Below are 6,736 nucleotides of genomic sequence, written 5' to 3' on the forward strand. Positions count from 1 at the left end.
ATTACCGGCCGCGTGTATAACGACGCGAGCATGCCGCCGTGGGCGCTGCCGGCTGCGGCGACGCAGATGGGCTTTTATAGCCGCAGCAAAGATGGCCATAAAGACAATGCCAATATTCTCCGTTTTGAAGATAAAGCCGGGCACGAGCAGATCTGGATCCATGCAGAAAAAAATATGGATACGGATATTGAAAATTCTGAAACTCATGATGTCGGTGTCGATCGTAGAAAAACCATCGGACAGGATGAGAATATTACGATTAAGCGGAACCTGAAATCAGATGTAGGTAATAATGAAACGCATAATATTGGTAACAAGCACGTTATAAACGTTGGGAAAGATCAAACCGTCTTGACCATGGATAAAGAAGGTAACGCGCTGCTGGAATCTGTGACCACGATTAAACTCAAAGTTAAAGACAACTATATTCTAATCGCCCCGGATACCATTGAGATTCACGTAGGCCAAGGCAACCTCAAAGCCGAGGCTGTGGAACAAGCCATCTTCAAAGGTGATGAGCTTACAAGACTAGGTGATGGGATCAATACCGAGCTCAAAGCAAATGATACGGTGAGTATAACGGGAACTAACCTTACCGATATTAAGGGCGCGATTGTAAAAGTTAACAGTTAATCTGCGTACAGAGAACGCTATTATGGGAAAACCAGCCGCCAGAGCGCGCATTGATTCCAGCGCACATACTGGACCAATTCAAAGCGGAAGTCCCAACGTAATTATTGGCGGATTTCCGGCAGCACGAAAAGGCGACCCGCTTTCATGCTCCCAACATGGTCAGGGAAGTATTCTCAGTGGTTCAACAACGGTATTTGTGAATGGTTTGCCTCTCGCCAGGGAAGGTGACAAGACGGGTTGCAATACCTCAGCGACCCCTGCGGTCGCATCCACTCAACCTGCACCTCCGCAATACTGGGGCGGAACGGCGGCGAAGGATGCGGGTAAAGATGGTGCTATACATGGTGATATTTACGACGCCCGTGTGCTTGGCGCCTATGCAAGCCTTGAAGATAAATCCGGCTTTGGAAAACCCGATACGGCTGCAGCCGGATTCGCACTTGCCGATATCACGGTCGGGAATACAAAAAGTCAGGATAAATATAAAGGCGAGGTACGTACTAAAGTAGGGGTGGCGACTGCCAGCGGCACGTTAGTGACCGATCGAGCTGATTACGGGGCGATTAATCTCAATGCAAACGCCACCGCAATACAATATGGCGCCTCGGGAAGCATTGGAAAAGAAGGGCAACAATACGGCGGCGTCGGTGGGGATGTATACCTGGCAACCGCTGAAGCGAAGGCCGTCAGTGAACTATATGACGGAAATAAAGGGCGTTATGGTTTTAATGTTGAACTTGGCGCAGAAGCCGCGGCGGTCAAAGGAGAGGCGACGGCTAAAGCCGATTTTTATGGCGTAGTCGTTGCCGATGGCAAGCTTTCAGGGAGTGCAGGGAGCGCTGGCGCTTCTGCAGGCGTGGGAACCTGGATTGATAGCACTGATTATTCATTTAACCTTAAGGTGTCCGGTGAGCTTGCAGCGGCGCTCGGTCTGGGAGGGGATGCCAGTATCAAATTTGCTCTCAAACCGATCCTTGACTGGATTTATGACGATGATGAAAGTAAGCCGTCCCCAGCGGCGGGCAGTGGCGATGGTGTGATTAAGACTGGCTGTGTTACAGTCCTGATAGGAGATTAAAATGTGTAAATGGGGAACGTTGTGATGCATTGGTTTTTCTTTATAGTCTTTATGATTTGGACGCTAGCGCTTATCTGGAATGGAAAAGATTTATTTAACAAAAAGCAGTGGCTCCTTGCGGGGTTAATGTTCGTTCTAGTGTTAGTGGCTACGGTCGTCATTGGCTTTACGTTGAAATGGCTTGCTCAGTCAATGTCATTATTTTCCGTCGCAACGGCCAAGCATTATTCGATCATCTTATCCATGTCTTTCTTGTGTGTTTGGGGATTAAAGATCACAGTAGTGCTGCTCTGCACGTTATTTTCCGGGATTATGGGGGGGCACAAAAGATACAACGCTGAAAATTATGAAAAATTATCGTCTATGACACGTGCCGTGGCGCCTGGCTTACTTATCTTTGCTAAAAGCTTAATTACCCTCGGAAGCTTCCTTATGTTTTCGGGTTTATGGCTTAAGTAAGCGCGACGAGTGAGGTTGCATTATGGTTGCTGAAAAACAATATTTTTTTCCTCTTGAAATGAAGGATCAGGAAAAAGAGATCCGGGAAAATTTCTGGAAATGTCTCTATACCTCTGCAGAAAAAGAGATGCTTCATTACTGGCTATTGTTACCCCAGAATGTTAAGCCAGCAGAGTTAAAGCCGATCACATTTCAGGAGGTTGGGCTGACGAATATCGGACGATACATCGCCGATGACACCGGCCCCTATATTGAAGTCTGGGCTGCATATGAACACTGTCAGTGGGAGATGAATGCGTCAGACTGGCTTATAAATAAGCTCGATTTAATGGGTGAGAAAGTACTGAGCCAAAGAATAATTACGCATCCTTCAGGAAGCGGGAAGTTTGCGGATATCCTGTCCATTAAAACGATGCCATCGGGTGATGAGGTCGTTTCACGATATACGGTGCAGAAGGATTATAATCCTGTAAATGGTGGGGGAAATTACTTCCTTTTGAAAACGGCTTGTGCGTCGAAAGATTACAACACGATTGCCGATACTATTTTCATGATTGCTATCAACTGGGATTTACTGCATCGCAGCAATTTGATGCTTTCAGAACTGTTGAAAACAGTCAGCCTTAGCAAAAAAAATGACAGTGGATTTAAAATTCCGGATTCATGGCTGGTGAATACGCTGGATGATAATCGTCTGGTAATTGAACACACAATAGGTAACGTCAACCATGGAGTGATTAATTTTTGTCTTTTCCGTCAGGCTGATTATCCCGCTGCGCAGGCTATTTTCGATGAAGCAACTGCGCGCTTTAACCGCCACGATAGTGCAGTCTCTCTTACGACATCGGACATAGCCAGCATCCCAAATGATATCAATCCCACGTTTACAGGCGATCTTTATAGCTGTACGGGAGAGGTAGTCAGTGCTGCTGAGAATATCAGGGCTTATTACGATATGCGTATCTTTAAAATGAATGATTTGTGGTGTTACGTTGAGGTGGTTGGGCCTCATCGTAATCATCAGGATTATTATTACGAAGCCAACAAACGATGCATGGAAATCATTCTTTCTACGTTTCGCATAGAAAAACGATGAGCTGACAAAGTTAATTCATGGCCATCTAAATAAAACCATAGAAATGTGGTTTTATTTTTTGTTTCACAGAAATAATATCATAACCGCCCTCGTTCTGAGGATTAGTTAACTTCAGGCACTGAGATCAGATCATCGTGGAATAAAAAATCATGCTCAGCTGAACTATCGTTCAGCTCGCGGGAGTGGATATTCTGTTCTGAAAACTGACATCCCGCTATGTTAACGGCAAGATTATCCACGTGGCGAACGGTGCCGTTGAGAGAACGGGCACGCACTATGCTGTGTAACAGGTAGAAGTGGAGCATCCGCAGGTTCAGGCCACCGCCAGGGCAGTATTTGAGGTGACTCATGAGTAAAGAAAATTACACCGCGCTGGATTATATCAATGATGCTATTGATGCAATTAATCATCGATTAGATGAAAATCCTACATTTTCTTTATATGTTATGGCGAAGAATCAGTTGGACTATATTAAGTCTATTCTAACGGGGTCTGAGAAAGATAAAAGTAAATTGCACAAATTAAATCTTGGAGTGCTTGCGTCAAAAGAGTTTGATACAACCGATGCAGAACTTGCTCAGCATTTGTCCAATGTTAATTATATAGCTTCGCAAATGGGAAAAGGATTGAAGTTTATTCTCCCTCATGAGCAAGACGTTGAGTATTTGAAAAGGCAAAAACGGTATCGCAAGTGGTAAACAACGTTTGATTAAAGGTTTCGGGATGATAGATCTTTACAGCGAAGACTCAGTAATTAATCATTATGCCGATCGTTATCGTAACTACATGCCAGTTAATGTTCGTAAGGTAATAAGAAGCAGCATTGATGATTCAAATTCCTCTCATGTATGGGATGAAATATTACCTTTAATCACAGTAGCAATGGTCGGTGCTTCGATATCGGGAATACGACGCGATTCGCACTTGAACAGTATATGCGTGTCGGACCTTCCTGGTATGGTAATACAGAGAAACACACTGCTGGTAATGCTGGGGTTATTCGTCAAGCACCGGTGTCTATCTTTCGTCGAAAATCGCTGCGTGCGATTTACTTTGAATCCCAGGCTCAGAGTCGAGCAACGCATGGCGCGGTAGAGTCAATTAACGCATGCCAATTTCTCGGATTGGTATTGCACTATTTAATTAACGGTTATCAAAAAGAAGAAGCTTTTTCCCCTCATGTTTTCCCACTGTGCGCGCGTGTAATGATCATAAATGCGGGTGAGTATAAGCAAAAAACTCGCGATCAGATTCGTTCAAGTGGTTATGTTATCGATACGCTTGAGGCCGTGATGTGGTCCGTATGGAATACTGACAACTTCCGGGATGCAATTCTGCTGGCCGCCAATCTTGCCGATGACGCTGACGGCGTTGCGGCGACGGCAGGACAATTAGCGGGAGCATTATATGGTTATTCCGGTATTCCGCAGGCTTGGAAAAACAAACTCGTACAACACGAACGGATAGCTACAATGGCGGGTAAATTATTCGATAGAGCACCTGAGGATAATTTCTTATAGTTAGAATTGCCAATGATAAACGGTGGAATCTAATGACTTCAATCTAGTGTGATGCTTTAATTTAACTAAATCCCATGCAAAGGATAAAATGACAATCTTTGGTTATGTTGAAAAAGCATTAATTTTAGCAAAAAAGAGATGTGCTGAGGTCAAAAATCAGGATCCTCACTCTCCGCTTTTACAAATGTACGACTCTATTGTACAACAATTATTATTTCTATGGGATTTAATTGAAGGCAAGGAAAAGGATAAAGCGAAATTATGGGAAATGACGTTCGGTATGTATGCAGTGAAGGAGTTCGATAACTCTGATGAGTTGCTTTTTGAAAGGTTGTCGGATGCCTGGTTTATTGTGGATCAAATCCGCCGAGGGTTAAAGGTTAGACTGCCGCATGAGGTTGATGCCAATTACAGAATGAAACAACATAATCTTAAAATGAAATATCCTGATGAATTTTAGGGGTTGATATTAATAATATTTTATTATGGGTGAATGGTGATAGACTTACATGCTAATTTGAATGTATTGTTAAAATATGTAGATATATATCGTAAGTACTTACCTGTTAGCAGTCTTTCAGTCCAGCAGAAGATGCAGTATAAATATAATGATAAACTATTAGAATCATCTTTTGATTGCGATGTACAAAAACAATGGGACTTAACACCACAATGTAACATCTCACTCGCGGAATCACGGGATCGTGCTGTCGGTGCGCTTATTGGTCTTGCTGTTGGAGATGCCGTAGGTACAACGCTTGAATTTTTACCTCGTGACAAAGCACATGTCAAAGATATGATAGGTGGTGGGCCATTTCGACTCCGCGCAGGTGAATGGACGGATGATACATCCATGGCATTATGTCTTGCGGAAACGCTTCTTGAGAAAGGTGATGCTGATACTATATGCTTCAGGAATAAGCTTCTGGACTGGTATCAGCATGATTATAACAGTTCAAATGGCAACTGTTTTGATATAGGTAATACAACTCGATTTGCTTTAGAGCAATATTTAACTGTTGGTCCCGGGTGGAGCGGTAATACTGCGCCAGAAACTGCAGGTAATGCATCCATTATCAGACAAGCACCTGTCTCAATTTTTTTTAGAAAATCATTAAACAAATCGTTTTATGAAGCAAAAAAACAAAGTATCGCAACACACGGTGCCGCGGAAGCAATAAATAGCACTCAGTATTTAAGTTATTTGCTTGTGCATATGATTAATGGTAGCAATAAAGATTTTATTTTTTCTCCGCATGTCATGCCGCTTCAGCCACGTGTAATGATTATCAACGCGGGTGAATATAAGCAAAAAACTCGCGATCAGATTCGTTCAAGTGGTTATGTAATCGATACGCTTGAGGCCGCGATGTGGTCCGTATGGAATACTGATAATTTCCGGGATGCGATTCTGCTGGCTGCCAATCTTGCCGATGACGCTGACAGCGTTGCGGCAACGGCGGGACAAATAGCGGGATCATTATATGGTTATTCCGCTATTCCGCTATTCCGCAGGAGTGGAAAAATAAACTCGTACAACATGAACGTATCGCCAAAATGGCTGGTGAATTGTTCGATAGAGCCCCTGAAGACACTTTCTTGTAACTGTTTATCTCGATGAAAATTCAGGAAAAGTGGTTTTTTTGTGGCATGAGAAGTCAATCTTACAGCTACTCATTATCAAACCAGCAGCGTTTACGCTTTGCGTATTGAAATGAGTTAACTTTGGCACTGAGATTAGTCCATAGTGGAATAATGATTATGCTCAACCGAATTACCGTTCAGCTCCCGGTGGAGGGGCTGCTTTTCTGGAAACTCTCAGGCCGCGAGGCGATGTCCGAGTCGTTCGCGCTGGCGCTGACCGTACTCGGCACGGACGCGCGCATTGACCGCAGTAAGCTGCTGGGCCAGCCGGTCACGGTGACCATCCCGACGCAGAGCCTGCTGAC

The 6,736-nt window shown here is 44.0% G+C and carries 7 protein-coding genes and 2 pseudogenes; all 9 read left to right on the plus strand.

The annotated features are described in order from the left end of the window. Positions 1-633 (plus strand): annotated as a pseudogene (locus IM314_RS21800) (type VI secretion system tip protein VgrG); the annotation flags it as partial. Between the two features lie 22 nt (positions 634-655). Beyond that, a complete protein-coding gene (locus tag IM314_RS21805) occupies positions 656-1,711 on the plus strand; it encodes a PAAR domain-containing protein (protein WP_193359364.1) in 1,056 nt (351 codons plus the stop codon). A gap of 24 nt (positions 1,712-1,735) precedes the next feature. Beyond that, positions 1,736-2,170: a hypothetical protein gene (locus IM314_RS21810; RefSeq protein WP_028013479.1), complete on the plus strand. Its 435-nt coding sequence runs from the start codon at positions 1,736-1,738 to the stop codon at positions 2,168-2,170. 22 nt (positions 2,171-2,192) lie between these two features. Then, positions 2,193-3,266, plus strand: a complete 1,074-nt coding sequence (locus IM314_RS21815; RefSeq protein WP_193359363.1) for a hypothetical protein — start codon at positions 2,193-2,195, stop codon at positions 3,264-3,266. 348 nt (positions 3,267-3,614) lie between these two features. After that, complete coding sequence (locus IM314_RS21820; protein ID WP_045261346.1) at positions 3,615-3,965, plus strand: immunity protein Tsi6 family protein; 351 nt, start codon at positions 3,615-3,617, stop codon at positions 3,963-3,965. A 237-nt stretch (positions 3,966-4,202) separates the two neighbouring features. Beyond that, positions 4,203-4,787: an ADP-ribosylglycohydrolase family protein gene (locus IM314_RS21825; protein WP_370529585.1), complete on the plus strand. Its 585-nt coding sequence runs from the start codon at positions 4,203-4,205 to the stop codon at positions 4,785-4,787. A gap of 88 nt (positions 4,788-4,875) precedes the next feature. Continuing rightward, positions 4,876-5,247, plus strand: coding sequence for an immunity protein Tsi6 family protein (locus tag IM314_RS21830; RefSeq protein ID WP_193359362.1), 372 nt, complete (start codon positions 4,876-4,878; stop codon positions 5,245-5,247). Between the two features lie 33 nt (positions 5,248-5,280). Continuing rightward, positions 5,281-6,392: pseudogene (gene tri1 / locus IM314_RS21835) on the plus strand (ADP-ribosylarginine hydrolase Tri1). A 156-nt stretch (positions 6,393-6,548) separates the two neighbouring features. Further along, positions 6,549-6,736, plus strand: a 188-nt coding sequence (locus IM314_RS21840) for a hypothetical protein (RefSeq protein WP_193359361.1), incomplete at its 3' end; no start/stop codon positions are given.

Origin of the sequence: Enterobacter cloacae complex sp. P42RS (genome assembly GCF_014930595.1) — a bacterium.
Classification (GTDB): domain Bacteria; phylum Pseudomonadota; class Gammaproteobacteria; order Enterobacterales; family Enterobacteriaceae; genus Enterobacter; species Enterobacter bugandensis.